The 25,519-nt window shown below is 69.7% G+C and carries 28 protein-coding genes; 17 read left to right on the forward strand and 11 right to left on the reverse strand.

Features of this window, described 5'->3' with window-relative positions:
• Positions 1-87: 87 nt before the first annotated feature.
• From hrpB to ACK4YQ_RS11415, 4 genes are all read left to right on the forward strand, one after another.
• The gene (gene hrpB, locus ACK4YQ_RS11400) at positions 88-2,532 is read left to right on the forward strand and encodes an ATP-dependent helicase HrpB (protein WP_409611450.1); all 2,445 of its coding nucleotides are present in this window, start codon (positions 88-90) and stop codon (positions 2,530-2,532) included.
• Positions 2,533-2,617: 85 nt separating this feature from the next.
• Positions 2,618-3,238, forward strand: a complete 621-nt coding sequence (locus ACK4YQ_RS11405; protein WP_409611452.1) for a CAP domain-containing protein — start codon at positions 2,618-2,620, stop codon at positions 3,236-3,238.
• A gap of 73 nt (positions 3,239-3,311) precedes the next feature.
• Complete coding sequence (locus ACK4YQ_RS11410) at positions 3,312-3,665, forward strand: DUF1428 domain-containing protein (RefSeq protein WP_409611454.1); 354 nt, start codon at positions 3,312-3,314, stop codon at positions 3,663-3,665.
• A gap of 71 nt (positions 3,666-3,736) precedes the next feature.
• Positions 3,737-3,886, forward strand: coding sequence for a hypothetical protein (locus ACK4YQ_RS11415; protein ID WP_409611456.1), 150 nt, complete (start codon positions 3,737-3,739; stop codon positions 3,884-3,886).
• 13 nt (positions 3,887-3,899) lie between these two features.
• On the opposite strand, the gene ACK4YQ_RS11420 is transcribed toward ACK4YQ_RS11415, so the two are convergent.
• The 3 genes from ACK4YQ_RS11420 to ACK4YQ_RS11430 are packed head-to-tail and all read right to left on the reverse strand — an operon-like array spanning position 3,900 to position 6,049.
• Positions 3,900-4,391, reverse strand: a complete 492-nt coding sequence (locus ACK4YQ_RS11420; RefSeq protein WP_409611458.1) for a flavodoxin family protein — start codon at positions 4,389-4,391, stop codon at positions 3,900-3,902.
• Positions 4,392-4,400: 9 nt separating this feature from the next.
• Positions 4,401-5,192, reverse strand: coding sequence for a TrmH family RNA methyltransferase (locus tag ACK4YQ_RS11425; protein WP_409611460.1), 792 nt, complete (start codon positions 5,190-5,192; stop codon positions 4,401-4,403).
• Positions 5,189-6,049 (reverse strand): class I SAM-dependent methyltransferase, encoded by an 861-nt coding sequence (locus tag ACK4YQ_RS11430; RefSeq protein ID WP_409611462.1) that lies wholly within the window; start codon positions 6,047-6,049, stop codon positions 5,189-5,191. Before ACK4YQ_RS11430 ends, ACK4YQ_RS11425 begins: the two co-directional genes overlap by 4 nt.
• Before the next feature lie 203 nt (positions 6,050-6,252).
• On the opposite strand from ACK4YQ_RS11430, the gene ACK4YQ_RS11435 reads away from it, so the two are divergent.
• The gene (locus ACK4YQ_RS11435) at positions 6,253-6,885 is read left to right on the forward strand and encodes a TetR/AcrR family transcriptional regulator (protein WP_409611464.1); all 633 of its coding nucleotides are present in this window, start codon (positions 6,253-6,255) and stop codon (positions 6,883-6,885) included.
• Positions 6,886-6,906: 21 nt separating this feature from the next.
• Positions 6,907-7,272, forward strand: a complete 366-nt coding sequence (locus tag ACK4YQ_RS11440) for a hypothetical protein (RefSeq protein ID WP_409611466.1) — start codon at positions 6,907-6,909, stop codon at positions 7,270-7,272.
• A gap of 3 nt (positions 7,273-7,275) precedes the next feature.
• Here the strand turns inward: ACK4YQ_RS11440 and ACK4YQ_RS11445 are convergent, their stop codons facing one another.
• The gene (locus ACK4YQ_RS11445) at positions 7,276-9,369 is read right to left on the reverse strand and encodes a transglycosylase SLT domain-containing protein (protein WP_409611468.1); all 2,094 of its coding nucleotides are present in this window, start codon (positions 9,367-9,369) and stop codon (positions 7,276-7,278) included.
• A gap of 124 nt (positions 9,370-9,493) precedes the next feature.
• Here ACK4YQ_RS11445 and dapA point away from each other — a divergent pair, with 124 nt between their 5' ends.
• Genes dapA through ACK4YQ_RS11460 form a run of 3 tightly spaced genes read left to right on the forward strand, consistent with a single transcriptional unit; the run spans position 9,494 to position 11,573 of the window.
• The gene (gene dapA, locus ACK4YQ_RS11450) at positions 9,494-10,378 is read left to right on the forward strand and encodes a 4-hydroxy-tetrahydrodipicolinate synthase (protein WP_409611470.1); all 885 of its coding nucleotides are present in this window, start codon (positions 9,494-9,496) and stop codon (positions 10,376-10,378) included.
• Complete coding sequence (gene smpB / locus ACK4YQ_RS11455) at positions 10,378-10,833, forward strand: SsrA-binding protein SmpB (RefSeq protein WP_409611472.1); 456 nt, start codon at positions 10,378-10,380, stop codon at positions 10,831-10,833. The genes dapA and smpB overlap by 1 nt, the downstream gene beginning before the upstream one ends.
• A complete protein-coding gene (locus tag ACK4YQ_RS11460; protein ID WP_409611474.1) occupies positions 10,830-11,573 on the forward strand; it encodes a GNAT family N-acetyltransferase in 744 nt (247 codons plus the stop codon). The genes smpB and ACK4YQ_RS11460 overlap by 4 nt, the downstream gene beginning before the upstream one ends.
• Here ACK4YQ_RS11460 and ACK4YQ_RS11465 read toward each other — a convergent pair.
• The gene (locus tag ACK4YQ_RS11465) at positions 11,570-12,229 is read right to left on the reverse strand and encodes a uracil-DNA glycosylase (RefSeq protein ID WP_409611476.1); all 660 of its coding nucleotides are present in this window, start codon (positions 12,227-12,229) and stop codon (positions 11,570-11,572) included. The two genes, ACK4YQ_RS11460 and ACK4YQ_RS11465, sit on opposite strands and share 4 nt — an antisense overlap.
• Positions 12,216-12,815 (reverse strand): NYN domain-containing protein, encoded by a 600-nt coding sequence (locus ACK4YQ_RS11470; protein ID WP_409611478.1) that lies wholly within the window; start codon positions 12,813-12,815, stop codon positions 12,216-12,218. Before ACK4YQ_RS11470 ends, ACK4YQ_RS11465 begins: the two co-directional genes overlap by 14 nt.
• A 19-nt stretch (positions 12,816-12,834) precedes the next feature.
• On the opposite strand from ACK4YQ_RS11470, the gene folK reads away from it, so the two are divergent.
• The 4 genes from folK to ACK4YQ_RS11490 all read left to right on the forward strand — a co-directional run bounded on the left by folK (position 12,835) and on the right by ACK4YQ_RS11490 (position 17,369).
• Entirely contained in the window at positions 12,835-13,347 is a 513-nt protein-coding gene (folK, locus tag ACK4YQ_RS11475; protein WP_409611480.1) for a 2-amino-4-hydroxy-6-hydroxymethyldihydropteridine diphosphokinase, read from the forward strand.
• Positions 13,348-13,422: 75 nt separating this feature from the next.
• Positions 13,423-13,782, forward strand: a complete 360-nt coding sequence (gene rpoZ / locus ACK4YQ_RS11480) for a DNA-directed RNA polymerase subunit omega (protein ID WP_409611482.1) — start codon at positions 13,423-13,425, stop codon at positions 13,780-13,782.
• Positions 13,783-13,874: 92 nt separating this feature from the next.
• Positions 13,875-16,043 (forward strand): RelA/SpoT family protein, encoded by a 2,169-nt coding sequence (locus ACK4YQ_RS11485; RefSeq protein ID WP_409611484.1) that lies wholly within the window; start codon positions 13,875-13,877, stop codon positions 16,041-16,043.
• Between the two features lie 90 nt (positions 16,044-16,133).
• Entirely contained in the window at positions 16,134-17,369 is a 1,236-nt protein-coding gene (locus tag ACK4YQ_RS11490; protein ID WP_409611486.1) for an acyl-CoA dehydrogenase family protein, read from the forward strand.
• Here ACK4YQ_RS11490 and ACK4YQ_RS11495 read toward each other — a convergent pair.
• From ACK4YQ_RS11495 to ACK4YQ_RS11510, 4 genes are read right to left on the reverse strand one after another with little or no spacing between them, the layout of a single operon-like run.
• Positions 17,366-18,508: a pyridoxal phosphate-dependent aminotransferase gene (locus ACK4YQ_RS11495; protein ID WP_409611488.1), complete on the reverse strand. Its 1,143-nt coding sequence runs from the start codon at positions 18,506-18,508 to the stop codon at positions 17,366-17,368. The genes ACK4YQ_RS11490 and ACK4YQ_RS11495 overlap by 4 nt on opposite strands.
• An 18-nt stretch (positions 18,509-18,526) precedes the next feature.
• Complete coding sequence (gene ggt, locus ACK4YQ_RS11500; protein ID WP_409611490.1) at positions 18,527-20,215, reverse strand: gamma-glutamyltransferase; 1,689 nt, start codon at positions 20,213-20,215, stop codon at positions 18,527-18,529.
• A gap of 31 nt (positions 20,216-20,246) precedes the next feature.
• Positions 20,247-21,461 (reverse strand): NAD(P)/FAD-dependent oxidoreductase, encoded by a 1,215-nt coding sequence (locus ACK4YQ_RS11505; protein WP_409611492.1) that lies wholly within the window; start codon positions 21,459-21,461, stop codon positions 20,247-20,249.
• 10 nt (positions 21,462-21,471) lie between these two features.
• Positions 21,472-22,347, reverse strand: a complete 876-nt coding sequence (locus tag ACK4YQ_RS11510; protein ID WP_409611494.1) for a PhzF family phenazine biosynthesis protein — start codon at positions 22,345-22,347, stop codon at positions 21,472-21,474.
• 65 nt (positions 22,348-22,412) lie between these two features.
• Between ACK4YQ_RS11510 and ACK4YQ_RS11515 the strand changes: the two genes are divergently transcribed.
• From ACK4YQ_RS11515 to acpS, 4 genes are all read left to right on the forward strand, one after another.
• A complete protein-coding gene (locus ACK4YQ_RS11515; protein ID WP_409611496.1) occupies positions 22,413-22,715 on the forward strand; it encodes an ArsR/SmtB family transcription factor in 303 nt (100 codons plus the stop codon).
• A gap of 79 nt (positions 22,716-22,794) precedes the next feature.
• The gene (gene pyrE, locus ACK4YQ_RS11520) at positions 22,795-23,379 is read left to right on the forward strand and encodes an orotate phosphoribosyltransferase (protein ID WP_409611498.1); all 585 of its coding nucleotides are present in this window, start codon (positions 22,795-22,797) and stop codon (positions 23,377-23,379) included.
• Positions 23,376-24,134: a pyridoxine 5'-phosphate synthase gene (locus ACK4YQ_RS11525; RefSeq protein WP_409611500.1), complete on the forward strand. Its 759-nt coding sequence runs from the start codon at positions 23,376-23,378 to the stop codon at positions 24,132-24,134. Before pyrE ends, ACK4YQ_RS11525 begins: the two co-directional genes overlap by 4 nt.
• Entirely contained in the window at positions 24,131-24,535 is a 405-nt protein-coding gene (gene acpS, locus ACK4YQ_RS11530; RefSeq protein ID WP_409611502.1) for a holo-ACP synthase, read from the forward strand. The genes ACK4YQ_RS11525 and acpS overlap by 4 nt, the downstream gene beginning before the upstream one ends.
• Here the strand turns inward: acpS and ACK4YQ_RS11535 are convergent, their stop codons facing one another.
• On the reverse strand, positions 24,536-25,432 hold the full coding sequence (locus ACK4YQ_RS11535; protein ID WP_409611504.1) for an EamA family transporter: 897 nt from the start codon (positions 25,430-25,432) through the stop codon (positions 24,536-24,538).
• Between the last annotated feature and the right edge of the window lie 87 nt (positions 25,433-25,519).

A 25,519-nucleotide genomic window follows, 5' to 3' on the forward strand; every position in this document is an offset into this window, starting at 1 on the left:
GTGGTTGTCATGCTGCGGTCAAGCGACAAGCGCCGCCGCACCGAGCGCCAGCTTGGCTGCGCCTCGGCGCGCGGCTAGACCGCCCAGATGCTGCCCATTCACGACATTCTGCCGAAGCTTCAGGCGGCGATGGCCGAGCGGACTTCGGCCGTGCTCGTGGCGCCGCCCGGAGCCGGCAAGACCACGGTCGTGCCTCTGGCGCTGCTGGAGGCGCCCTGGCGGGCGGAGGGGCGGATCATCGTGCTCGAGCCGCGGCGGCTGGCCGCCCGCGCCGCCGCCGAGCGGATGGCCGCGACCCTGGGCGAGAGCGTGGGCGAGACCGTGGGCTACCGCGTGCGCATGCAGTCCCGGGTCTCGGCCCGCACGCGGATCGAGGTGGTCACCGAGGGCGTCTTCACCCGGATGATCCTCGCCGATCCGGGGCTTGCAGGCGTCGCCGCGGTGATCTTCGACGAGTTTCATGAGCGCAGCCTGGACGCCGACCTGGGCCTCGCCCTCGCGCGGGACGCCCAGCAGCTCCTACGCGACGACCTGCGCATCCTGGTGATGTCCGCGACGCTGGACGGGGCGGCGGTGGCGCGGCTTCTGGACGGGGCGCCGGTGATCGAGAGCCAGGGCCGGGCCTTTCCCGTGGAGACGCGCTATCTCGGGCGCGACGAGCGCCAGCGCCTGGAGGAGCGGGTGGTCCGCGCCGTCGAGCGCGGGCTGGCCGAAGAAACCGGCGGCGTTCTGGTGTTCCTGCCTGGCCAGGGCGAGATACGGCGCGTGGAGGACCTCCTTCGTGAGCGGGTTCGCCGCCCGGAGGTCGACGTCGATCCGCTCTACGGCGCCTTGGACCCGCGCGATCAGGACCGGGCGATCGCGCCCGCGCCGTCCGGACGGCGCAAGGTGGTGCTGGCCACGTCGATCGCCGAAACCAGCCTGACGATCGAGGGCGTGCGTGTGGTGGTCGACTGCGGCCTGTCCAGGGTCCCGAGGTTCGATCCGGCCAGCGGCCTTGTCCGCCTCGCCACAGTGCGCGTCAGCCGCGCCGCCGCAGATCAGCGCCGGGGCCGGGCGGGACGGACCCAGCCGGGCGTCTGCTACCGCCTGTGGGACGAGGCCGAGACCCGGGCCCTGCCGGCCTTCGCCGACCCCGAGATCCTGGACGCCGACCTCTCCAGCCTGGCTCTGGACCTGGCCCGCTGGGGCGCGCGCGATCCCTCGGCCCTGGCTTTTCTCGATCCGCCGCCTGGGGCCGCTTTCGCCGAAGCCAGGTCGCTGCTTGCCCGGCTGGGGGCGTTGAGCGAGGACGGATTGCTCACCGCGCACGGCGAGCGGCTCAGCGAGTTCCCCTTGCCGCCGCGCCTGGCCCACATGGTGCTGCGCGCCGCCGAAGGGGGCCAGGCGCCCAGGGCGGCGCGGATCGCCGCCCTCGTCACCGAGCGGGGCCTGGGCGGCCGTGACGTCGACCTGCGCCATCGGCTGGAGTCGCTGGAGCGCGACCGCAGCCCAAGGGGCCGGGACGCCCGGGGGCTCGCCGACCGTTGGGCGCGACTGGCCGGGACCGCGGGACGCGACGAGCCGCTCGACGACGGCCTGCTGCTCGCCTTCGCCTATCCTGAGCGTGTCGCTCGCGCCCGAGGGGCGGCCGGCGAGTTCCAGCTCGTCAGCGGGCGAGGGGCCTTCCTGGAGCCGACCGACGCCCTGGCGCGCGAGCGCTGGCTGGCGGTCGCCGAACTGGGGGGCGGCGAGCGGCGCGACCGCATCCTCCTAGCCGCGCCGGTCGACGAGGCCGAGCTTCTGCGGGCTTTCCACGATGTTCTGGAGCACGAGGACCGGCTGGAGGAGAGCGGAGCGGGGCGGCTGCGCGCCAAACGGCTGACCCGCCTGGGCCGCATCGTTGTGCGGGAGACGATCGACGAAAACCCCGATCCGGAGCTGATCGTCGGCGCTCTGCTCGACCGCGTACGGCTCGACGGACTCGACGCCCTGTCGTGGGGCGCCGCGACGGCGGCCCTGCGCCAGCGGGCGGTGTTCCTGCGCGGTCTGGGCGAGGGCGACTGGCCCGACCTGTCGGACGAGGCGCTGCTCACGCGCTTGGAGGAGTGGCTCGCGCCGCTGCTCGCCAATGCGCGCTCCCTCAAGGCGCTGACGCCCGAGGCGCTGGACGGGGCCGTTCGCGCCCTGGTTCCGTGGGAGCAGCTGCGCAGGATGGACGCCGCCCTGCCCACCCACTGGACCGCGCCTACCGGCTCGCGCCTGGCCATCGACTATTCCGCGGAGGGCGGGCCTCGTGTGGACGTTCGGGTGCAGGAGGTGTTCGGGCTCGCCGACCACCCGTGCATCGCGCACGGCAAGGTTCCGCTGACCCTGGCGCTGCTGTCGCCGGCGCATCGGCCAATCCAGATGACGAAGGACCTGCCGGGGTTCTGGCGCGGCTCGTGGAAGGACGTCCGGGCCGAGATGCGCGGCCGCTACCCCAAGCACCCGTGGCCGGAGGATCCCGCGCTCGCCGCGCCGACGACCCGAGCCAAGCCCCGCGGGACGTGACGCCGGGTCGCAGGACGCCGAGTTACGGAGAGGAAACCACCGCGTGCTAAGGGAATCGCGAGGGGCGTCGAACGACGGGTGCATCATGCGCACGCCCTTCCGCCTGCCCGCATCGGGCGCGCTCTGCGGCCTCCTGCTCGCCTTCCTTCATACGCCGCCAGCCACCGCCCAATCCCTGGAACGCGGCGTCCTGGAGGAGATCAACTTCGCCCGGACGCGACCTCAGGCCTATGCCGAGGCCCTGCGGCGCGAGGCGGCGGAACTGGCGGGGAGGCACGGCTATCTGAGTTACGCCCACATCGATCCGGACGCCTTCGCCGAGGCGCTGGATTTTCTGGCGCGCCAGACGCCGCTGCCGCCGTTGAGGCTGGACGCCAGACTCTCGGCCGCCGCCCTTGACCACGCGCTTGCCCAGGGCGCTTCCGGCCAGATCGGTCATGCGGGGCCTGGAGGGGAGGGCCTGGGCCAGCGTCTCCAGCGGCACGGCGTCGGGGCCGGGCTGATGGCGGAAAACATCTCCTATGGCTTCGCCGATCCACGGACCGTCGTGGCGCAACTGGTCATTGACAGCGGGGTCGCTGGCCGCGGCCATCGCCGGAACATCTTCGGCCATGGCTACCAGGCCGCAGGCGTGGGGTGCGGGACGCACCGGGTCTACACCGCGATGTGCGTGATCGATTTCGCGGGGGCCATGGCCGCCCGCTGACAAAAAAACTGCACAGGATGTCGGATGATCGGCGCTTCGGCCGTCCTTGGCCTGTCAGATCAGGAGATGACCCATGGCGTACGTCGACGGATTCCTTCTCGCCGTTCCTAAAGCCAAGCTTGGCGACTACGAGGCGCTCGCCCGCACCGCCAGCATCGTCTGGAAGGAGTACGGCGCCCTGGCCTATGTCGAATGCGTGGGCGACGACGTGCCTTATGGCGAACTCACGTCCTTCCCCCGCGCGGTCCAGGCGCAGGACGACGAAGTCGTGGTGTTCTCCTGGATCGTCTACGCCTCCCGCGAGGCCCGAGACGAGATCAACGCCAAGGTCATGGCCGATCCGCGCCTGCACCCGTCCCCCGAAAACGTGCCCTTCGACGGCAAGCGGATGATCTTCGGCGGCTTCAAGCCGTTCATCGAGGCCTAAGGTCCGCCCCGCAGACGCGCTGTTCGTGTCCAAGGCTCGGGGCGGGCGCCTCGCAGGACCAGGAGCGCGTTATGCCGAAGTTCGAGCTCTCGGGCGTCACGATCGCCATCGGGATCGCCGTGGGGGTGGCCATCGGGCTGGTCATCAACAGCGTCGTCGCCGGCATCGGCATCGGCCTGGCGATCGTCCTCGCCTTTGCGATCTCCAAGGGGCGGTCCTAGCGGAGGCGCGCCCCTAGAACACGCCCATCGCGAGGCCCGCCGCAAGGGCGGCGCCGAGTTCGCCGCAGCGGTCGAGCGCCGCCTGGTCGATGGTCTTGGGCGCAAGGATCGCCTCGGGGGTCTGGGCCGCGGTGTTCACGACGATCGGATCAGCGACCTGCTTCAGCCGCCAGCCGGTGGCGATCCGGGCGATCTGGCGCACGGCGCCGTCCCCGTCCGAGCCGGCGCACACCATGATCGCGTAGGGCCGGCCGTTCAGGCGCTCCAGCACAGGATAGTAGGTGCGGTCGAAGAACTCCTTCATCTGGCCGCTGATCGCCGCCAGGTTCTCGGGGCAGACGAAGACGTAGCCGTCGGCGGCCGCCAGGTCTTCGGCCTGGGCGGCCTCGGCCGTCAGCAGGCGAACCTTGACCTCGCCCAGCTCGCGGGCGGCCAGCGCCGCGGCCTCGGCCATCTGACGCGAACCGCCGGTTCGGGAGTGCCAGACGATGAGGAGCGTCTTCATCAGGCGGCCTCAGGCCGTGGCGGCGTAGATCATGACGCCGGTGGCGACCGAGAGGTTCAGGCTGTCGGCGCGGCCGCGCATGGGAATCTTGACGTTGACGTCGCAGAGCGAAGCCATGTCCTGCGGCAGGCCCTGCTGCTCGTTCCCCATCAGGATCAGGGCGGGCTTGCGATAGGTCGCCTCATGGTGGGCCACTGTGGCGGTCAGCAGCGTGCCGACCACCGATCCCGGCCACGTCCTGCGCCATGCGGCGAAGGCGGCTTCCTCGGCGCGGACGACGGGCACGGCGAAGATCGACCCCATGGTGGCGCGCACCGCTTCTACCGAATAGGGATCGCAGCACTCGCCGACCAGGATCACCGCCCCGCATCCGGCCGCGTCGGCCGTGCGCACGATGGTCCCCAGGTTGCCCGGGTCGCGCACGCGGTGAAGGGCGACGAAGCAGTCGGCCGCCTCGGGGCGAAGGGCTTCGAGCGGCGTGAACACCTGGTCGAACACAGCCACGACCGCTTGGGGATTGTCGCGCCGCGAGACCTTGGCGAGGATCTCCTGGGTGACCTCGATCACCTCGCCGCGGGCGGCGAGGGTCGTGGCGACGGCTTTCTTGAGCAGCGGATGATCGGCCGCCTCGCGTCCATAGAGCAGCACCTTGGGCGCTCGTCCCAGTTCGACCGCCTCGGTGACGATCTTCAGGCCTTCGGCGACGAACCGGCCGGAAACCTCACGCTCCTTGCGAAGGTGGAGCGCACGCACCGCCTTCACCGTGGGATTGGTCAGGGAGGTGACGAGGCGGGCGTTCATGCCGTCCACCGCGCAAAGAACGACAGGCCGATCTCCCGCTCGCCACCGTCCTCCACCAGGGCCAGCTCGCCCCACTCGACGGCGCCCCCGCGTCCGTTCAGCCGGTCGGCGAGCAGCCCCGCCAGGGCCGCCCCGGAAATCCGCGCCGCATAGGCGTTGAGGATCAGGAAGGACGCCCGTTCGGACAGGAGTTCGGCGCAAAGGGCGGAAAGCTCGGGCAGATCCTCGAACAGCCGCCAGACCTCGCCCGTCGGACCCCGCCCGTACTTCGGGGGATCGAGGATGATGCCTTCATAGCGCGAGCCGCGCCTGGCCTCGCGCTGGACATAGCGGCGCGCGTCCTCGCAGATCCAGCGGATCGGTCGGTCCTCGAGGCCGGAGAGCGCAGCGTTCTCCCGCGCCCAGCCGATGGCCTTCTTGCTGGCGTCCACATGGGTGACCGCCGCGCCGGCCGCCGCGCAGACCAGGCTCGCAACGCCGGTGTAGCCGAAGAGGTTGAGCACCTTCGGGGTGTCGGTGAGGCCGCGCAGGCGGCCCTCGAGCCACGCCCAGTTCGCCGCCTGCTCCGGAAAGAACGCCAGGTGGCGGAAGGCGGTGAATCGCCCGTTGAAGCGCACATCGCCCCAGGCGAGGGGCCAGGCTTCCACCGGCCTGCCCGAGAATCGCCAGCGACCCGCATCCTCCTCGTCCGCCGGATCGAACACCGCATCGGCCTGTTCCCAGACCGAGGGCGGCAACCGCGGACTCCACAGGCACTGAGGCTCGGGCCGGACGACGGTGAAGCGGCCGTAGCGTTCCAGTTTCCGTCCGCCGCCCGAATCGAGCAGGGCGTAGTCGGACCACGCACGGGTGCGCATGACCTCTGGGGCTTGGGCGACAACGGGACGGCCTGCGCTCATGGCCGGTGCTTTAGACGCCGCAAGGCGCGCGCGTCCAGTCCAGGCCAGGCGCGCAGGCCTGCGCGACAAGGCGCCCCAGGGACCAATCGGGTGTTACGGTCTTGCAACAGCGGGCGATTTGCCGTCCCCTAACAACGTTCAGCTGGGAGGGAAATGACGTTTTGACGGCAGTAGCGACGACCCCACGGCGTTCGGCCCGCAAGCCCAAGGGCGATGGCCACCTTCGCCGCGCCGAGATCCTGGAAGCGGCGGAACGGATCTTTGTAGCCGAGGGCTACGAGGGGGCCACGATCAGGAAGATCGCCGACGAGGTCGGCGTCTCCTCGACCGCGCTCTACATGCATTTCCAGGACAAGGGCTGCATCCTCCTGGAGATCTGCGAAGCGACGATCAAGCAGCTCCTGGAGCGCAACACCGAACTGTCGGCCTTGCCGTTGGACGCAGTCACCCGCGTGCGCATGATGCTGGAGTCTTACATGCGCTGGGGCTTCGAACATTCCAACGCCTACCAGCTCGTGTTCTCGGGCGGTCCGACCATCAGCAGCGTCTGGCATGAGGGCACCGCCGACCTGGGCGCACGCTGCTATGAGATCTTCAGCGGCGTCGTGCGGGAGATCGCCGCGTCCGGACGGCTGCGCACCGGCACGGCCGACAGCGCGGCCCAGGCGCTCTGGGGCGCCTGCCACGGAGTGGTGCAGCTCGTCATCTCCCGCCCGGCGTTCGAATGGGCCGGGCAGCAGGAGCTGATCGACGTGACGCTGGACGGACTGCTCCACGGCCTGATCGCCGATTGAACGCCGCCCAGGGGAGGGGCGATGGCCTTTGCGCGCTGGGTGTTCAGGGTGGCGGCCATCTACGGCGTGATCGTCCTGGCCCCCCTCTATTTCCTCGAAGCGCAGGTGAGCGCGGTCTCTCCGGTCAATCATCCGGAGAACTACTACGGCTTCATCGGTGCGGCGCTGGCCTTCCAGGCCCTGTTCTTCGTGATCTCCACCGATCCCGGCCGATACCGGGCGGCGATCATCCCCTCGATCCTCGAGAAGGTCTCGTTCGGCGGGGCGGTGATTCCGCTTTGGCTCGCCGGCCGTGTCCCCGGCGTAGTGGCGGCGTTCAGCGCCGTCGACCTGATCTGGGCCGTGCTGTTCACCGCAAGCTGGGTGAGGACCCGGCCAGCGTCCTGACGCCTACTGGCTGGACGAGGCGGTCTGAACGTCGGGCGTGAAGCCGTAGCTGCCCCGGGCGAGGTCCTGGCTGAGCGTGATCTTGGCCGCCCCGCCATTCAGTCGCGCACGATAGACCTGCTGTCCTTCCATCACCCGCATCACGTAGTTGCGCGTTTCCGAGAAGGGAATGCACTCGATGAAGTCGATGGGGTCGGTGCCGGACCCCCGCGGATCGCCGCAGAAGCTCGACCATTGGGGCGGACGCCCGGGCCCGGCGTTGTAGGCGGCGACCCCCATGACGTAGGAGCCGCTGAACCGGTCGACCATCTGGCCCAGGTATGTCGAGCCCAGGCGCATGTTGTAGTCCGGGTCGTCCAGACGGTGGGCGGCGTAGTCCACGCCCAGGCCGCGCGCGACGAGCTGCGCGGTGGCCGGCATGAGCTGCATCATCCCGCGGGCGCCGGCGCCGGAGCGGACCATGGGATCGAAGCCGCTCTCCTGGCGGGTGATGCCGAGGATGAGGGCGGGCTCCGGCGCCCGGGCCAGCTGCGGGGCGTCGCGCAGAGGATAGCCGCGCTCAGGCAAGATGAAGCCCCGCTGAGCGGCGGCGCGGACCACCTTCATCGAGGCGTCCTGGTCGCCGTAACTGCGCGCAAGGTCCACCAGGAGGGCCTCCTCCTCGGCGCTCGGCAGCACGTCGTCGAGGGCGAGGACGAACACGCGGAAGAGGTTCTTCTCGCCCATGTCGTAGAGCATGCGCGCGGCCCGCACCGTTTCGCGCGATTCGAACCGGGCGCGGTCGGCCGGCGTGATGACCGGATCCCTGCCCAGGACCAATCGGCCGTCGCCGACCTTTTCCCCGGCGAGTTGACCGTAAAAGGTGGTGTTGTGCCGCGCAGCGGCGGAATAGAAGGCCTGTGCGGCGGCCGCGTCGCCGCGAGCCTCGGCGGCGCGGCCGCGCCCCAAGAGCGCCCCGCCGCGGGGGGTGGGCGGGGAGCCGATCCGCTCGATGGCCGCGAAATGGCGATCGGCCGCAGCCGGATTGTTCAGCCGCGTCAGGGCGATCCAGCCGGCGTAGAACTCGGCCTCCGCGGCGTCGGCGCCCTCGGTGAGGCCGGTGTTGGCCGAGGCCTTGTAGGCGCCTTGGGCGTCGCCGTTGCGCAGCGCCTTGAGCGTGAGTTGATAGCGCTCGTTCCAGATCCGGTCCGCCGCCTCCTCGGTGGCGATCTCGGTCGGCAGCTTGTCGACCATCTGCAGGGCCAGGGTGTCGAGGCCGCGGCGGCGCAGATAGCTGGCCTTTTCGAACGCCACGCCAGGGCTGTCCGCCACGCTGGGGGGCAGGGCGGCGGCCAGGTCGTTGGCGTTGGCCGCATTGGAGCGCAGGGCGATGCGGGCCTCGGCGGCCGCGCGCTGGTCGGCCGGCAGGAGCGCCAGCATGTCCCTGGCTGCGGGGCCCTGCGGTCCATAGAGCAGGATGTCCGCCCGGCGGACGTGGTCTTCGGGCGTCAGCAGCGAGCCGAACCTGGCGAGCATGGCGCGCTGGGCGTCGACCTCGAAAGAGCGGTTCCTCCAGACGTTGCGGATCAGCCGCGCAGCGTCGTCCGCGCGCCCAAGGGCCTGATACGCCGACGCCAGGGCCATCGCGCCTTCGGCCGTGGCGGGCTCGGCCCCGCCGAACCATTCGACCATCCGCGCCGGCGGCATGCCGGAGGTCGCCACGAGGCGCTCCGCCACGGCCTGGCGCTTGGCCCCGCGAGGCCAGCCCGAGAGATCGCCGCGGGCCCGTTCGACCTCAAAGAAACTCAGCGATTCGCCAGAGGTGTCGGTGAGCGCCCAGATGGCGATCTTCTTGGCGACGGGATCGTTCAGGCCGGAGATAGCGGACTGGGCGCCGGCGATGTCGCCGCGGCGCGCCGACTCCAGGGCCTGACGCAGAAGCTGGCTTTCGGCGTCGTTCAGACGCTGATAGGTCGCGGTCGGCGGGGTCTCCACGCGGGGCTGCGCAGCCGGCGCAGGCCTGGGCGAAGGCGAATCGACCGTCTGCGCATCGGCCACGCTGGCGAGCAGGAGAACGGCGACGGAGCTCAGGAGCGCTTTGCGGGCCTTTGGAATCAAAATCGATCTCCGGGCGCTGCTGCGGAAAATGTGACGTTGCGGCGTCGGGGCTGGCCGCCATATTGTCCGCCCAAATCTTTAGGCCGCAATAACAAGCGGCAGTCTTCTTGGCTTTTCGTTGACCATGTCAGATCCCCTGTTCAAGGGCGTGATGCCCGCCCTGGTGACGCCGTTCCGCGACGGCGCAGTCGATGAGGCGGCGTTCGTCTCCCTCGTCGAGCGGCAGATCGCGGGCGGCGTTCACGGGCTCGTGCCCGTGGGCACCACCGGCGAGACCGCCACCCTCAGCCATGACGAGCATCGCCGCGTGGTGGAGCTCTGCGTCGAGACGGCGGGTGGGCGCGTGCCGGTGATCGCCGGCGCAGGGTCCAACTCCACCGAAGAGGCGATCGAGCTCGTCCGTCACGCAAAGACCATCGGCGCGGACGCGGCCCTGGTGGTGACGCCCTATTACAACCGGCCCAGCCAGGAGGGGCTCTACGCCCACTACGCGGCGATCAACGAGGCCGTTCAGTTGCCGGTGCTCGTCTACAACGTGCCTTCGCGCTGCGGCGTGGACATCTCCAACGAGACGCTCGCGCGGCTCGCCAAGCTGCCGAACATCGTCGGGATCAAGGACGCCACCGGCGACCTGCCGCGGGCCAGCCAGCAGCGCCTGATGTGCGGGACGGGCTGGGTGATGCTGTCCGGCGACGATCCCAGCGCCCTGGGCTACATGGCGCACGGAGGCCACGGCTGCATCTCGGTCACCGCCAACGTCGCGCCGGACCTGTGCGCGGCCTTCTACAACGCCGCGCTCGCGGACGACTGGAAGACGGCGCTCTACTGGCAGGACCGGCTGATCGGTCTGCACAAGGCCCTGTTCGCCGACGCCTCGCCGTCGCCCACCAAGTTCGCGCTTGCGCACCTGGGGCTCTGCCTCGAGGACGCCCGGTTGCCGATCATTTCCTGCTCGGAAGCCGCCCGCGCCGAGGTGCTGGCCGCCATGCGCGAGGCGGGCGTGATCTGATGGCCGGCAAGGTCATCGCCGAGAACCGGCGCGCGCGGTTCGACTACTTCCTTGAGGACACCTTCGAGGCCGGTCTGGCGCTGACCGGCACCGAGGTGAAGAGCCTGCGCAACGGGCGGGCCAACATCGCGGAGTCATACGCCGGGGTGGAGGGGGACGAGATCTGGCTGATCAACGCCGACATCCCGCCCTACGTCCAGGCCAACCGCTTCAACCACGAGCCGCGCCGCCCCCGAAAGCTGCTGCTGCACCGCAAGCAGATCAACCGGCTGATCGGCGCGGTCCAGCGGGAAGGGCGCACCATCGTGCCGACGCGCCTCTATTGGAACGACAAGGGCGTGGCCAAGCTGGAGCTGGCCCTGGCCAAGGGCAAGAAGGCGCACGACAAGCGAGAGGCCACCGCCGAGCGGGACTGGCAGCGGGACAAGGCGCGCCTGCTTCGGGACAAGGGATGACGCCGGAGGAGGTCGAGGCCATTGAACGGGCCACGATCGCCGCGGTCTCGCCACGCGCGGTGCGCGAGATCGGCGGCTGGATCGTCGCGCTCGACGCCGGCACGATCCGTCGAGCCGCCAGCGCCGCGCCGCTGCGCCATGACCTGATCGCCGATCCCGCCGTCCTGGACGCGATCGAGGCCGCGTTCGCGTCCGAAGGCCTGAGGCCGGCGGTGAGGCTTTGTGACGCCCCGGCCCTGGAGAGCGTCCGCGCAGAGCTGCTCCGCCGAGGCTACCGGTCCGAACAGCCGACCCTGGTGAAGACCGCCGCCGTCGCGGACATGCGAGCGGTCAGCAGGGCCGCGCCCGCCGACATGCTCCACCGCCCCGATGAGGCCTGGGCGAGCGTGTTCACGGGCGAGGGGTTTGATCCGATCGACGGGGCCCATCGCGTGGCGGCGCTCAGCCGCTCGGCGGACGCGGCCTACGGCGCCGTGCGCGAGGGCGGGACGACGCTGGCGGTCGGCGTGGCCGCGTTCGGCCATGGCTGGGCGAGCGTCCACGGCATGCGCACCAGCAAGGCCCGCCGAGGCGAGGGGCTGGCGGGTCGGGTGCTGGCGGGACTGGCCGAGGCCTGCGCCGCGCGCGACGTGGCTAAGGTGTTCCTGCAGGTGGAGGAGGCGAACGCACCGGCGCGCGCGCTCTATCGGCGCGCCGGCTTTCGGCCGGTATGGCGCTATTTCTACTGGAGCAAGGGTTAGGCGCTCGGCCCGTCCAGGAGTTCGCGCGCACGCTGGAACACGGCCTCGAACATCGCCGGCGTGAGGCGGCCAGTGTTCGTGTTGAGCCTTGAGCAGTGATAGCTGTTGATCACCACATAGGCCCCCGCCGCGAACTCGGAGCCGTGGCCGGCGATCCCGGCGGAAGCCTTCAGCCCCATGGCGCGCAGCACGTTGCGCCGCGCCACGTCGCCGAGCGTGACGATGACCTTGAGCCGGGGAAGGGCGGCGAGCCGGGCCGTCAGGAAGGGGCGGCAGTTGGCCTCTTCCGAGGATTCGGGCTTGTTGCCTGGCGGCGCGCAGCGCACCGCATTGGTGATCATGCAGTCGACCAGCCGCAGGCCGTCGTCCGGCCGCGCCTCGTAGCGGCCTTCGGCGAAGCCGCTCTTGATCAGCGTCTCGTAGAGCAGGACGCCGGCGAAATCGCCGGTGAACGGCCGCCCTGTCCGGTTGGCGCCAGTGCGGCCAGGCGCGAGACCGGCGACCAGCAGGCGCGCTTCAGGATCGCCGAACGACGGCGCCGGGCCGTTGAACCAGTCGGGGTGGGCGGCGCGGTTCGCCTCGCGGTAGGCCACGAGCCGGGGGCAGATCGGGCAGTCGCGGTGAGGCTCCGCGGACGCCGCTTCAGGCGTCGGCATCCGCTTGGTTCTCGCGATCCGTGTGGGTCCGGCTCTCCTGGATGAAGCGCGGCAGGCGCGAAGGCCGGCCGATGATGTCGGCCAGGTCCGCGAGGTCCACGAAATTATCCGCCTGGCGGCGCAAGTCGTCGGAGGCCATCGGCGGCTGCGACTTGACTGTCGAGACCACGGTCACCCGCGCGCCCTTGCGCTGAACGGCTTCGACCAGACACCGGAAATCGCCGTCGCCGGAGAACAGCACCAGATGGTCGGCGTGGTCGCTCATCGTCATCATGTCGACGGCGATCTCCACGTCCATGTCGCCCCGCCAGCGCTTGCGGCCCTGGGCGTCGGTGTATTCCCGGGCCGGCTTGGTCACCAGGCGGAAGCCGTTGTAGTCGAGCCAGTCGACCAGCGGGCGGATGGGGGAATACTCCTGGTCCTCGACGAGGGCGGTGTAATAGTAGGCCCGGATCAGCACCCCGCGCTTGCGGAATTCCTCCAGCAACTTGCGGTAGTCGATGTCGAACCCCAGCCCCTTCGCGGCGGAATAGAGGTTCGCCCCGTCGATGAAGAGGGCCAGCCTGTCCGTGGGGTAGAAAGTCATAAGGTTGGAAATTCCTTCAATGGCCGGGGCGGCGGATCTGGACGAAGCGGTCATCGTCGCCTTGGGCAGCAATCTTGCCGGCGGCTATGCGTCGTCCGAAGCCCTTCTCGAAGCAGCGCTCGCGGGTTTCGCCCAGGCGGGATTGCCTGTGGTAAGTCGTTCGAGCTGGTGGGTTTCCACCGCCTGGCCCGATCCTCTGAAGCCTGAGTATCGCAATGGAGTCGTGCTTGTCGAGGCGCCGCTAGGTCCGGAAGAGACGATTCGAACGTTGTTCAACATTGAGGCGCAGTTCGGTCGCCGACGCGGCGCGGCGAACGATTCGCGCACGCTGGACCTGGATCTGATCGCCTTCGGCCGCCAGGTGCGCACGACGCCCGAGCTCACCCTGCCGCACCCGCGCGCCCACGAGCGGCTGTTCGTGATGGGCCCGCTCGCCCAGGTGGCGCCCGGCTGGCGCCATCCGGTGCTGGGCGCGACCGCCGCCGAACTCGCCGCGCGGGCGAGCGTGGGACGCGACGCCCATCCGGCCTGAGGCGGCATTGTCGCGTTGCACAATGAGGGCGGAGCCTCTATTTTACAGAGTTCTACCCCGCTTCTGAGAGACTCCATGGCTCGCGTCACCGTCGAAGACTGCATCGAAAAGGTCCCGAACCGCTTCAGCCTCGTGCTGCTGGCGGCGCACCGCGCGCGCGGCATTTCCGCCGGCGCCCAGCTCCTGGTCGACCGCGACAACGACAAGAACCCGGTCGTGGCGCTTCGCGAGATCGCCGACGACGTGGTGGACAGCGAGGAACTGCGGGAAAGCCTGATCGGCACCCTGCAGCGGGTCGACGAGCGCTCCGAAGCCGAGGAAGAGGCCGAGACCCTGGCGCTGCTGGCCGACCCCACGCACATGCAGATGAGCGAGCTTGAGCTGGTGCGCGCCCTGCAAAGCGACCGCGACGGCGGCCAGGAGGAGCGCTACTGAGCCCCGAAGGCGCAGACCCTCTGGCTCTTGAGGCGGCGCCGAAGGCCGCCGCCGTTCCCTCCGTCGCGCCCACCGCGCCGCGACGCCCGAAGATGCTTCGCCAGTACGAGCTGATCGAAAAGGTCTGCTCGTACGATCCCACAGCCGACGAGGCGCTGCTGAACCGCGCCTATGTCTACGCCATGCGCATGCATGGTTCGCAGAAGCGCGCCTCGGGCGATCCTTACTTCGCCCATCCTATCGAGGTCGCCGGCATCCTCACGGACTATCGGCTGGACACCGCGACGATCGTCACGGCGCTGCTGCACGACGTGATCGAGGATTGCCCCGTCACGCCGCAGGACATCGAGGACCTGTTCGGCCCGGAGATCAGCGAGCTGGTCCAGGGCGTCACCAAGCTCTCCAAGCTGGAACTCTCCAGCGAGCTGACGCGCCAGGCCGAAAACCTTCGCAAGTTCATCCTGGCGATCTCCAAGGACGTGCGCGTCCTGATGGTGAAGCTGGCCGACCGGCTGCACAACATGCGCACGCTGGAGTTCATCCCCAATCCGGCCAAGCGCGAGCGGATCGCCCGCGAGACCCTGGACATCTACGCGCCGCTGGCTCGCTCCATCGGTTGCCACCGCATCTGCTCGGAGCTGGAGGAGCTGGCGTTCGAGCACCTGAACCCGGTTGCGCGGGACGCGATCCGCCGCAGGCTCGAGGCCCTGCGCCACGATCAGGGCGGGGCGGTGTCGCTGGTCTCCCAGGAGATCGCCGCGCGGCTCGAAGCGGCCGGAATCCCGGCCCGGGTCTTCGGCCGCGAGAAGCATCCCTATTCGATCTGGCGCAAGCTGCAGCGCAAGTCGATCGGCTTTTCCCAGCTTTCGGACATCTACGCCTTCCGCGTGATCGTCGACACGGAGGACGCCTGCTATCGGGCCCTGGGGGTGATCCACCGCGCCTGGCCGAGCGTGCCCGAGCGCTTCAAGGACTTCATCTCCACACCCAAGCGGAACAACTACCGCTCCCTGCACACCACCGTCGTGGGGCCCAAGGGCATGCGGATCGAGATGCAGATCCGCACCGAGACCATGGACCGGGTCGCTGAGGACGGCGTGGCCGCCCACTGGCGCTACAAGGACCAGTCTTACGGTTTCGACGCCGAAGCCCAGGCCGCAGCCGGCGGGCGCGACCCGCTGGTGAACCTGCGTCACCTCGTCCAGGTGCTGGAGCACGGCGGGGACGCCGAGGAACTGATGGAGCACGCCAAGCTCGAGATGTTCCTCGACCAGGTGTTCGTCTTCACGCCGAAGGGGCGGCTCGTGAGCCTTCCGCGCGGCGCCATGCCGCTGGACTTCGCCTACGCCGTCCACACCGACGTGGGCGACACCTGCATCGGGGTGAAGATCAACGGCGAGCTGAAGCCGATGCGCACCCAGTTGTCCAACGGGGACGTCGTGGAGGTGATCCGCGGCCCCAAGCCCGTGGTGCCGCCCGACTGGCGCTCGCTGACGGTCACCGGTCGTGCGCGCTCGGCGATCCGCCGCCACATCCGTCAGACCGAGAAGGAAGAGTTCGTCCGCCTCGGCCGGGCCACCGTGGACCAGACCTTCGAGCGCGCCGGCAAGAACCGGCAGAACGTGTCCCTGCGCCCGGCCCTGGACCGCTTCGCCGTCGGCAGCGAGGACGAGCTGTTCGAGGCCGTCGGCCGCGGCCGCGTCTCGCCCGCACAGCTTCTGGACATCGCCTTCCCGGGCCTGAACACCGCCGAGCGCGAGGCTGCGGCGGCGCTGCGGCGGATCGAGGACGGCAAGGGCGCGCGCCTCTATGTGCGCGGAAGCGGACTGACCCCCGGCGTTTCCCTGCATTTCGCCGAGTGCTGCAGCCCGGTGCCCGGCGACCGTATCGTCGGCATCCTGGAACGCGACGGCTCGGGCCTGACCGTTCACACGATCGACTGCGAACGCCTGGCCGAGTTCGAGGACGACGAAGACGTCTGGCGCGACCTGCAGTGGACGCCCGAGGCGGAGCGCAACACCGTCGCCCGCGCGCGTCTGACCGCCACGATCAAGAACGCCCCGGGGGTGCTGGGCCAGGTCTGCACCATCATCGGCGAGGCCGGCGGCAACATCGCAAACCTGCGCATGCACCATCGTCAGCAGGACTTCTTCGACGTCGACTTCGAAATCGACGTGAAGGACGCCAAGCACCTGACGCACATCGCCGCCGCCCTGCGGGCCAACCCCAGCGTCGAGACCGTGGACCGGGCCAAGGCCTAGATCCGCCTGTCGTTGCGGCGCCTTGCCATCGCAGCGCGAAACGTCCGACCCTGCGCTCGACCCAAAGAGACAGCAGGCGAGGAAAAGCACATGTCCATTGATTTCGAGATTCCGCCCGAGGCGAAGGCCATCCGTGAACGGGTGCGCCAGTGGGTGCAGGACGAATGCATTCCGGCCGAGCAGCGCCTGATCGCCGGCGCCGACTACAAGACCACCCTGGACGAGCTGCGCGCCAAGGCGCGGGCCCAAGGCCTGTGGTGTCCCTTCATTCCCAAGGAATACGGCGGCATGGGGCTGGGACCGCTGGCCAACGCCCTGGTGCAGATGGAGCTCGGCCAGAGCCACCTGGGCGCGCTGTCGATGAACACCCAGGGTCCCGACGACGCCACCATGATGACCCTGCTGGCGCACGGGACCGAGTTCCAGAAGGAAAAGTACCTCAAGCCGCTGCTGAACGGCGAAAAGCGCATCTGCTATTCGATGACCGAGAAAGCCGCCGGCGCGGACGCCACCGGCATGCAGACCCGCGCAGTTAAGGACGGCAACGAGAACTACATCCTGAACGGGGAGAAGTGGTTCTCCTCGGCCGCGAGCGTCGCCGACATCGCCCTGGTCATGGCCATGACCGATCCCGACGCGCCGCGCCACCAGCGCTACTCCACCTTCATCGTCGAGCTGCCGAACCCCGGCTATCGGATCATACGCGACATCGACACCATGGCCGCGGAGGGGCCGCTGTCGCACATCATGGGCGGCGGCCATTCCGAGATCGAGATCAAGGATCTGGTCGTGCCGGCCGAGAACCTGCTGGGCGGGGAGGGCAACGGCTTCAACATGGGCCAGCATCGCCTGGCCTATGGGCGCCTGCGGCACGGGATGCACAACGTCGCCATGGCCCAGCGGGCGCTCGACCTGGCGACCGCTCACGTCACGAAGCGCGAGACCTTCGGCAAGAAGCTGTCGGAACGCCAAGGCGTTCAGTGGATGCTCGCCGACTGCGCCAGCGAGCTCTACATGGCCCGGCTGATGCTGCTGCACATCGCCTACAAGGCCGAGAAGGGGCTGGACCTGCGCCAGGAGAACTCCATCGCCAAGGTGTTCCTGGCGCACATGGTGCACAAGGTGGTGGACACGGCGATCCAGTTGCACGGCGCCCTGGGCTACTCGATGGATACCCCGCTGGCCCGTTGGTACACGCACATCCGCTCGCAACGGCTCGTCGACGGGCCGGACGAGGTGCATCGCTGGACCGTCGGCCGCAACGTCATCAAGGCCTACGAGCGCGACGGCACGACCGCGGCGGCGGCCGGCGGGGACCTGATCTAGCGGCGCGCGAACTCGGCCATCCGCTGCATGGCTTCGGTCACGGTCGCCAGGTTGCGGGCGTAGCTGATGCGGATGGTCGAACGGCCGCGTTCCCGGTCGAAGTCCACGCCGGGGGTGACGGCCACGCCGGTGGCGTCCAACAGATCGCGGCAGAAGCGAACGCTGTCGTCCGTCAGATGGCTGACGTCGGCGTAGACGTAGAAGGCGCCGTCCGGCGGGGCGAAGCTCGTCACGCCAAGCGCCGGAAGGCCGGCGATCACGACGTCGCGGTTCTGCCGATAGCGGGCGACGTGTCCGTCAAGCTCTTCGGATGCGTCGAAGGCCGCCGTCGCGGCGATCTGCGAGATCGTCGGCGGCGATATGAAGAGGTTCTGCGCCAGCTTTTCGATGGGACGCACGAAGGCGGGCGGGGCGATCATCCAGCCGATCCGCCAACCCGTCATGGAAAAATACTTCGAGAAGCTGTTGATGACGATGGCGTTTTCGTCATAGGCCGCCGCCGTCACCGCCGGCGTGGCGTACTCCAGGCCATGATAGATCTCGTCGGAGATCAGGGTGATTCCGGCGGCGGAGCAGTAGTCGGCCAGCGCCTTCATCGCCGCATGGTCGATGATGGAGCCCGTAGGGTTCGAGGGGCTGGCGACCATCACGCCGGCCAGGGGGCCGGCGGCTTCCAGAAGCTGCGGCGTGACCTGGTAGTGGGTGTCGGGCCCGACCGGGATCGGCACGACCTCGACGTCCACGGCGCCCAGCACATTGCGGTAGCAGGGATAGGCCGGGGCGGCGATCGCCACCCGCGCGCCGGCGTCGAAGGCGGCGAGGAACGTCAAGACGAAGGCCGCCGAGGAGCCCGTGGTCGCGATGATCCGCTCGGCCGGCACGGAGACGCCGTAGCGGTCGGCGTAGAAGCGGCTGATGCGGTTGCGCAGGCCGGGCACGCCGTTGGCGTCGGTATAGGCCAGCAGATCCTCTTCCAGAGCCCTGGCGGCGGCGGCGCGGGCCAGGGCGGGCGCGCGCGTGGACGGCTGGCCGACCTCCATGTGGAACACGCGCCGTCCGGCGCGCTCCATCTCGAACGCGGCCTTGCTCATCTCCATGACGACGAATGGCGGGATGTCGCCGCGGCGGGACAGACGCATGGGAAGCACTCTTTGAGCTCAGGGAACGATAAGGCCAAAGCCGCGGGCGCGAGGATCCGGAGCGACGACGGGGGTGCGGCCGACCACCTGCACCGCCTCGATGTCGCCGCTGAAGTCCTGGGTTTCGATCCTGTAGCCGCGCGGGATCAGGGTGTGGGCGAGATCGGCCGGCGCCATGGCGTAGGGTTCGAAGAAGACCACGTTCTCGGGGACGAGCTGATGGTGGAAGCGCATGGCGGCCACCGCCCGATCCAAGGGCATGCCGAAGTCGTAGACGTTTGCGAGGACCTGGAAGACCGAGGTGAAGATGCGCGAGCCGCCGGGGGTGCCGATCACCATGGCTGGCGCGCCGTCCTTGACGAGGATCGTCGGCGTCATCGAGGAAAGCGGGCGCTTGCCGGGGGCGATGGCGTTGGCCTCTCCGCCGACGACGCCGTACATGTTGGGCGCGCCTGGCTTGGCCGAGAAGTCGTCCATCTCGTCATTCAGCAGGAAGCCGGCGCCCTCGACCACCACTCCCGACCCGTACCAGCCGTTCAGAGTGTAAGTGTTGGACACCGCATTTCCCCAGCGGTCGACGATCGAAAAGTGAGTGGTTTGCGGCTTTTCGAGACCCGGCTTCACCGACCTCAGCCGCGATGGACGCTTGGGGTCGATCTCGCGGGCGCGTCGCGCGAGGTAGGCGGGATCGAGCAGACGCGAGGTGGGCACGTCCACGAAGTCCGGGTCCCCGAGATAGACGGCGCGATCGGCGAAGACCCGCTTCTCGATCTCGGCCACCAGATGCACGTACTGATCTGAATTGAGTTCCACGCCTTCGAACAGGGGCGCAGCGTTCGCCTTCATGGTCAGCATCTGCAGGAGGGCGATGCCGCCCGAGCTCGGCGGCGGGGCCGTCACCACCTGAAATCCGTTCCATTCGGCGACGATCGGATCGCGCCACACCGCCTTGTACGCCGCCAAGTCCGCCTTCGTGATCAAGCCGGGCCGCTCACCCCGCTGCATCTGGGCGACCAGCAGGTCAGCGGTCTCGCCGGTGTAGAACTCATCTGCTCCGTTCTTGGCGATGCGCTCCAGCGTGGCGGCCAGCTCAGGCTGCCTGAAGGTCTGGCCGGCGCGCATGGCGCCGAAATAGCGGGCGAAGTTCGTGCGTCCCTCGAAGGCGCCTTGGGTCCCGTCGCGCACGGCGATCAACTGCGGGGAGACGACGAAGCCGCGGCGCGCATAGCGGATGGCCGGCGACAGCACGCGCTTCCAGGGCAGCTTGCCGAAACGGGCGTGGGCCTCGGCCAGGCCGCGAACAGTGCCGGGCACGCCTGCGGCCAGGTTGCCGACGATGGACAGGTCCGGCACGACCTCGCCCTCGGCGTCCAGGTACATCTCGGCGCTCGCCTTGCCAGGCGCGCGTTCACGGTAGTCGAGGAAGTAGGGCTTGCCGTCGACATAAAGCGTCATGAAGCCGCCGCCGCCCAGATTGCCCGCCTCGGGATAGGTCACGGCCAGGGCGAAGGCCGTGGCGACCGCGGCGTCCACGGCGTTGCCGCCGGCCTTCAGGACATCCCGGGCCGCCTCTGCGCCGTAGCGGTCGGGCGAGGCCACGGCGCCGGCGTCCAGCACGGCGGGCGCGGGCGCTTCGCGCGCCAGGCTTGCCGCGGGCGCGGTGAAGAAGAGGAGGGCGACGAAGGCGAGGCGCAGGATGGTGGTCACGTGATCCGTCCGATTTGAACGAAGCGGGACCTTAGCGGTCCAGCGCTGCGAGCACACCCCTGGCGGCTGCGACGCCCGTCGCAAAGCACGCCTGCAGCAGATAGCCGCCGGTGGGCGCTTCCCAGTCCAGCATCTCGCCGGCGACGAAGACCTCGGGGCGGGCCTTCAGCGCCAAGGTCTCGTCGACGGCCGTCCAGGCGACGCCGCCGGCGCTGGAGATCGCGCGTTCCAGGGACTGGACGCCGATCAGGTCCAGGGGAGCGGCCTTGACCAGCCCGGCCAGCGCCTGCTCTTCGGCAGGCAGGCCAAGCCCATGCGCTTCACGCAGAAGGTTCACGGCGACGGGGCTTAGCTTGAGGGCGCGCCGGAGGTGGCTGGAGAGCGTCTGTCCCCGGCGCGGCTTGGCCAGCCTGGCGGCCAGATCATCTCTCGAAAGGTCCGGCCGCAGGTCGACGACCAGGCGGGCCGCGCCCTCGTCGGCGATCGCCTGCCGCAGCGCGCCCGAGAGGGCGTAGACCGGCCCGCCCTCCAGCCCATAGGCCGTGACCATCGCATCCCCGCGCGCCGTGCGCCCCTGGAAGGTGAGGGCGACGCCCTTCAGCGGCTGGCCGGCGAAGCGTTGCCGGAAGATATCGCTCCAGGCGACGTCGAAGCCGCAGTTGGAGGGGCGGAACGGTGCGACCGGCGCGCCGATCGCCTCCAGCAAGGGAGTCCACCCGCCGTCGGCGCCCAGCCGCGGCCAGCTCGCACCGCCCAGGGCCAGGATCGCGGCGCGCGGCCTCACCACCTCCCGCGCCCCGTCAGGGGCGTCGAAGACGAGCGCCCCGTCCGAAGACCAACCTGCCCACGACCGTCGGGTGCGAAGGTCCACGCCCTGCTGCGCCAGCCGTGCGAGCCAGGCGCGCAGAAGGGGCGAGGCCTTCATCGACCTTGGGAACACCCGCCCGCCCGAACCGACGAAGGTCGGCTGGCTCAGCCCCTCGGCCCAGGCGACCAGCGCGGCGGGTGGAAACGTCTCCAGGCAAGGCCTCAGGCGAGTGCTCGCCTCGCCATATCGGGCGGCGAAGGCCTCGAACGGCTCGGAATGGGTGAGATTGAGCCCGCCGCGGCCGGCCATGAGGAACTTCCGCCCAGCGCTCGGCATCCGCTCATAGACGCCGACCGAATGACCGGCGGCGGACAGGACTTCGGCGGCCATCAAGCCGGCCGGACCTGCGCCGACGATGGCGACCTCGGGATTGCTCACGCCGCCCGGCTCAGAGTTCGGCCTGACCGCTCAAGACCGGCACGCAACCGCCGCCGACGGTGGCCCGCACCCCGTCGGCCTGACGGGTCGCGGTGGCCGTGAGCCGGCTCGGGCGCCCCATCTCCACGCCCTGGACGATCTCGAAGGTCGCGCGCTCCTCTTCGCCCAGCGACAGGAGCAGGGCGGCCAGGGTCGCATTGGCGCTGCCGGTGGCGGGGTCTTCGAAGGTGCCGGTCAGCGGCGCGAACATGCGCGCGCGCAGCCGGCCCGGCGCCTCGCGAGCATAGAGATGCAGGGACATGCGCTGGTCGTCCATGGCGGGCGCCTCGGCAAGCGCCCGGCGGAATGCGGTGACGTCGGGCGCGGCGCGGGACAATGCGTCCAGGGTCACCTCCGCAAACGCGAAATCGACGCCGACCGAGGCGCAGACCGGCCGGTGCGCACCGGTCACGATATCCGCGGCGGTCAGGCTGGCGCAGGCGGCGACCGCCTCCACGGGAAGCTCCTGACCGATCACGAGCGGACGAGGCGCCGAGATGACCGCGCCCGCGGCCGTCGCCTGCACCTCGACAAGTCCTGCGGGGACCTCGAAGGAGAGCACGCCGTCGCGCCCCAGTCCGCGCTGGGCCAACACCCAGCCCGTGCCGATCATGGGGTGGCCGGCGAAGGGCATCTCGGCCGTGGTGTTGAAGATGCGGACCCGGGCCGTGTTGGCCGGATCCGCCGGCGGCAGCACGAAGGTCGTCTCGCTGAGGTTCATCTCGTTGGCCAGGTGGAGCATGTCCGCGTCCGACAGTCCGCGGGCGTCCGTGAAGACGGCGAGGGGGTTGCCCCCGAAGCGGCGGTCGGTGAACACGTCGACGGTGACGAAGGGAAAGGCCGGCATGACGACTCTCAGGGCTGGTGGAGCCCGCTCCTTGACATGAATTCGGGAGTTGGCAAAGTGGCAAAATGGAACTCGCCGACATCCTCCGCGCCCTCGCCAGCGACAAGCGCCTGCAGATCCTCGACTGGCTGAAGGACCCCGTCGCCAACTTCCCGCCGCAGGTGGACGGCGACCTCCTGCAGGATGGGGTTTGCGCGCTCTTCATCGCTGAGAAGCTTGGGATTTCCCAGCCGACCCTCAGCGAGCACATGAAGGTGCTGACCAGCGCCGGACTGGTGAGCGCCAAGCGCATCAAGCAATGGACCTTCTATCGCCGCGATGAGGCGCAGCTTGCGGCCGTTAAGCGCGCCATCGCCGCCCAGGTTTGATCCTCGACTTTCTCCGCCACCGTGCCTGATGACAGCCGCGGTCGGGTTCGCTAATCCGCGTCAGGTCAGGAGAGCGCCCATGAACACCGACGAAGTCCTCGAGGAATTTCGCGCCGCCGGCGCGCTGAGAGAGGGGCACTTCGTGCTGTCCTCCGGGCTGCACTCGGGCGTCTTCCTGCAGAAGAACCTGGTGTTCCAGTATCCGGACCGCACCGAGCGCCTCTGCCGGGCGCTGGCGGCCAAGATCCGCGAGAAGGTGGGAGAGGTGGACGTCTGCGTCTCCCCCGCCGTCGGCGGCATCATCCCGGGCTACGAAACCGCCCGGCACCTCGGCGTGCCGTCGATCTACGTCGAGCGCGAGGGCGGCGTCTTCAAGTTCCGCCGGGCCTTTTCGATCAAGCCGGGGGCGCGCATCGCCATGGTGGAAGACATCGTCTCCACCGGCCTGTCCTCGCGCGAGTGCGTGGATGCGATCAAGGCGGCGGGCGGGAACGTCGTCTGCGCCGCCTGCCTGGTCGACCGCTCGGGCGGCCGGGCCGACCCCGGAGCCCCGTTCATCGCCCTGGCTCGGCTGGACGTGCCGGCCTATCCCGCCGATCAACTGCCGCCCGAACTCGCGGCGATCCCGGTGGAAGATCCCGGCAGCAGGAGGCTCTCGGCGTGAAGCGGCTGCGCCTGGGCGTCAACATCGACCACGTGGCCACCATCCGCAATGCGCGGGGGGAGAGCTATCCCGACCCCGTACGCGCTGCGGAGATGGCGCTGATGGCCGGGGCGGACGGGATCACGGCGCACCTGCGCGAGGACCGCCGGCACATCTCCGACGCCGACATCGACGCCCTGGCGGTGATCCTGCGTCGGCGGGGACGGCCGCTGAACCTCGAAATGGCGGTCACCGCCGAAATGGAGACCATCGCGCTCGCGCACCGGCCGCACGCCGCCTGCCTGGTGCCCGAGCGCCGCGAGGAGGTGACCACGGAGGGCGGCCTGGACGTGGTCAAGGGCCACAACGCCATCGCCCCGGTCGTCGGACGGCTGTCGGCGGCGGGCGTCCGCGTGTCCCTGTTCATCGATCCGGACCTGACCCAGGTGGCGGCGGCGAAGACGGCGGGGGCGGCGGTCGTCGAGCTGCACACCGGCGCCTACTGCGAAGCCGTCCGCCACCGCTCGCCCGAAGCGCAGACGAGGCTGGAAGCGCTGAAGACCGCCGCCGCCGAGGCCGCGCGCCTGGGCCTGGAGGTCCACGCCGGCCACGGCATCGACTATGAGACGGTCAAGCCGGTGGCGGCCATTCCTGAGCTGATGGAGCTCAACATCGGCCACTTCCTGATCGGCGAAGCGATCTTCATCGGCCTGCCCGCGGCGATACAGCGGATGCGCGCGCTGATGGATGAAGCCCGGGCGGAGCAGGCGGCGTGATCATCGGCATCGGCTCGGACCTGTCCGATATCCGCCGCATCGAGAACAGCCTCAGGCGCTTCGGCGACCGTTTCCGTCACCGGGTGTTCACCGAGATCGAGCGCACTCGTTCGGACCGAAAGAACGATCCGGCGGCCAGTTACGCCAAGCGCTTCGCGGCCAAGGAAGCCTGCGCCAAGGCGCTGGGCACGGGCATGCGGGCCGGGGTCTTCTGGCGCGACATGGGTGTGGTGAACCGGCGCTCGGGCCAGCCGACCATGGCCCTGACCGGCGGCGCGCTGGCGCGACTGAACGCCATCACCCCGGCCGGCATGCGCCCGGTGATCCACCTGTCGCTGACCGACGACCACCCTTACGCCCAGGCGTTCGTGATCATCGAGGCCCTGCCGGCGGAGGGCTGATCAGACCGCCGTCCGCATGCTTCGGCGCAGCATCGGCCAGAACAGGTTCACCGCCAGGCCGCTCATCACCAGCCCGGCCGCCGCGATCTTCCAGAGGGGCAGGGGTTCGCCGAGGACCAGGGTGGAAGCGCCCATGCCGAAGATCGGGATCAGCAGGGCCATGGGCGTGATGGTCGCGGCTGGATGGCGCGAGAGCAGCCAGCTCCAGGCCGCATAGCCGAACAGGCTGTTGCCCACCGCCTGCCAGATCACCGCCGCCCATGTTCCCGCATCGGCGTCGCGCACACCCGCCAGGATGGCCGGCCAGCCTTCGACGCTAAGCGCCAGGATGGCGAGCGGCGGAACGGCGAAGATGCTGGACCAGACTACGTAGGCGACGGCGTTCACCGGCCCGGCCGCCCGCGAGACGGTGTTGCCGCCGGCCCAACTGAGCGCCGCGCCGAGCACCATCGCCAGGCCCAGCGGCGTCACATCGCCCCCGGTGTGGCTGAAGATCACGATGAGGCCCAGCGCGGCCAGGCCAAGGGCGGCGAGCTGGAAGGGACGCACCTGCTCGCCCGTCAGCCGCATCGACAGGCCGATAGTGAAGAACACCTGCATCTGCACGACCAGCGAGGCCAGGCCCGGCGAGATGTGGCCCTTCATCGCCAGGAACAGCAGGCCGAACTGGCCGGCGCCGATCAGCAGTCCGTAGCCGGCGAGATTGCGCCACGACGCCGGCGGCCGCTTCAGCACGAACACCGCCGGAAGGACCACGCAGGCGAATCGGAGCGCCGCCAGCGTCAGCGGCGGCAGATGCTCCAGCGCCACCTTGATCACGACGAAGTTGGTGCCCCAGACCGCCACCACGGCCAGTGCGAGCGCGACATGCGGCCAGGGCAAGGAAGGTCTGGTCATGCGCCGCGAATAGACCTTGAGCGTGCGCCCTGTCACCATCGGCGGCGACGAACCGCCCCATGACGCAGAGTTCACGGGCGCAAAGCT

It is taken from the genome of Phenylobacterium sp., assembly GCF_046291545.1.
In the GTDB taxonomy this organism is placed as follows: Bacteria; Pseudomonadota; Alphaproteobacteria; order Caulobacterales; family Caulobacteraceae; genus Phenylobacterium.

Bases quoted from the DNA above. Each gene is read 5' to 3' on its own strand.
- folK (WP_409611480.1), top strand. From the start codon at position 12,835: ATGGCCGGGGCGGCGGATCTGGACGAAGCGGTCATCGTCGCCTTGGGC.
- hrpB (WP_409611450.1), top strand. From the start codon at position 88: ATGCTGCCCATTCACGACATTCTGCCGAAGCTTCAGGCGGCGATGGCC.
- rpoZ (WP_409611482.1), top strand. From the start codon at position 13,423: ATGGCTCGCGTCACCGTCGAAGACTGCATCGAAAAGGTCCCGAACCGC.
- ACK4YQ_RS11415 (WP_409611456.1), top strand. From the start codon at position 3,737: ATGCCGAAGTTCGAGCTCTCGGGCGTCACGATCGCCATCGGGATCGCC.
- smpB (WP_409611472.1), top strand. From the start codon at position 10,378: ATGGCCGGCAAGGTCATCGCCGAGAACCGGCGCGCGCGGTTCGACTAC.
- ACK4YQ_RS11405 (WP_409611452.1), top strand. From the start codon at position 2,618: ATGCGCACGCCCTTCCGCCTGCCCGCATCGGGCGCGCTCTGCGGCCTC.
- ACK4YQ_RS11510 (WP_409611494.1), bottom strand. From the start codon at position 22,347: ATGCCGGCCTTTCCCTTCGTCACCGTCGACGTGTTCACCGACCGCCGC.
- ACK4YQ_RS11515 (WP_409611496.1), top strand. From the start codon at position 22,413: ATGGAACTCGCCGACATCCTCCGCGCCCTCGCCAGCGACAAGCGCCTG.
- ACK4YQ_RS11485 (WP_409611484.1), top strand. From the start codon at position 13,875: ATGCTTCGCCAGTACGAGCTGATCGAAAAGGTCTGCTCGTACGATCCC.
- ACK4YQ_RS11440 (WP_409611466.1), top strand. From the start codon at position 6,907: ATGGCCTTTGCGCGCTGGGTGTTCAGGGTGGCGGCCATCTACGGCGTG.
- ACK4YQ_RS11410 (WP_409611454.1), top strand. From the start codon at position 3,312: ATGGCGTACGTCGACGGATTCCTTCTCGCCGTTCCTAAAGCCAAGCTT.
- ACK4YQ_RS11420 (WP_409611458.1), bottom strand. From the start codon at position 4,391: ATGAAGACGCTCCTCATCGTCTGGCACTCCCGAACCGGCGGTTCGCGT.
- ACK4YQ_RS11470 (WP_409611478.1), bottom strand. From the start codon at position 12,815: ATGACTTTCTACCCCACGGACAGGCTGGCCCTCTTCATCGACGGGGCG.
- ACK4YQ_RS11465 (WP_409611476.1), bottom strand. From the start codon at position 12,229: ATGCCGACGCCTGAAGCGGCGTCCGCGGAGCCTCACCGCGACTGCCCG.
- ACK4YQ_RS11460 (WP_409611474.1), top strand. From the start codon at position 10,830: ATGACGCCGGAGGAGGTCGAGGCCATTGAACGGGCCACGATCGCCGCG.
- dapA (WP_409611470.1), top strand. From the start codon at position 9,494: ATGTCAGATCCCCTGTTCAAGGGCGTGATGCCCGCCCTGGTGACGCCG.
- ACK4YQ_RS11490 (WP_409611486.1), top strand. From the start codon at position 16,134: ATGTCCATTGATTTCGAGATTCCGCCCGAGGCGAAGGCCATCCGTGAA.
- ACK4YQ_RS11430 (WP_409611462.1), bottom strand. From the start codon at position 6,049: ATGCGCACCCGTGCGTGGTCCGACTACGCCCTGCTCGATTCGGGCGGC.
- pyrE (WP_409611498.1), top strand. From the start codon at position 22,795: ATGAACACCGACGAAGTCCTCGAGGAATTTCGCGCCGCCGGCGCGCTG.
- ACK4YQ_RS11495 (WP_409611488.1), bottom strand. From the start codon at position 18,508: ATGCGTCTGTCCCGCCGCGGCGACATCCCGCCATTCGTCGTCATGGAG.
- ACK4YQ_RS11425 (WP_409611460.1), bottom strand. From the start codon at position 5,192: ATGAACGCCCGCCTCGTCACCTCCCTGACCAATCCCACGGTGAAGGCG.
- ACK4YQ_RS11535 (WP_409611504.1), bottom strand. From the start codon at position 25,432: ATGACCAGACCTTCCTTGCCCTGGCCGCATGTCGCGCTCGCACTGGCC.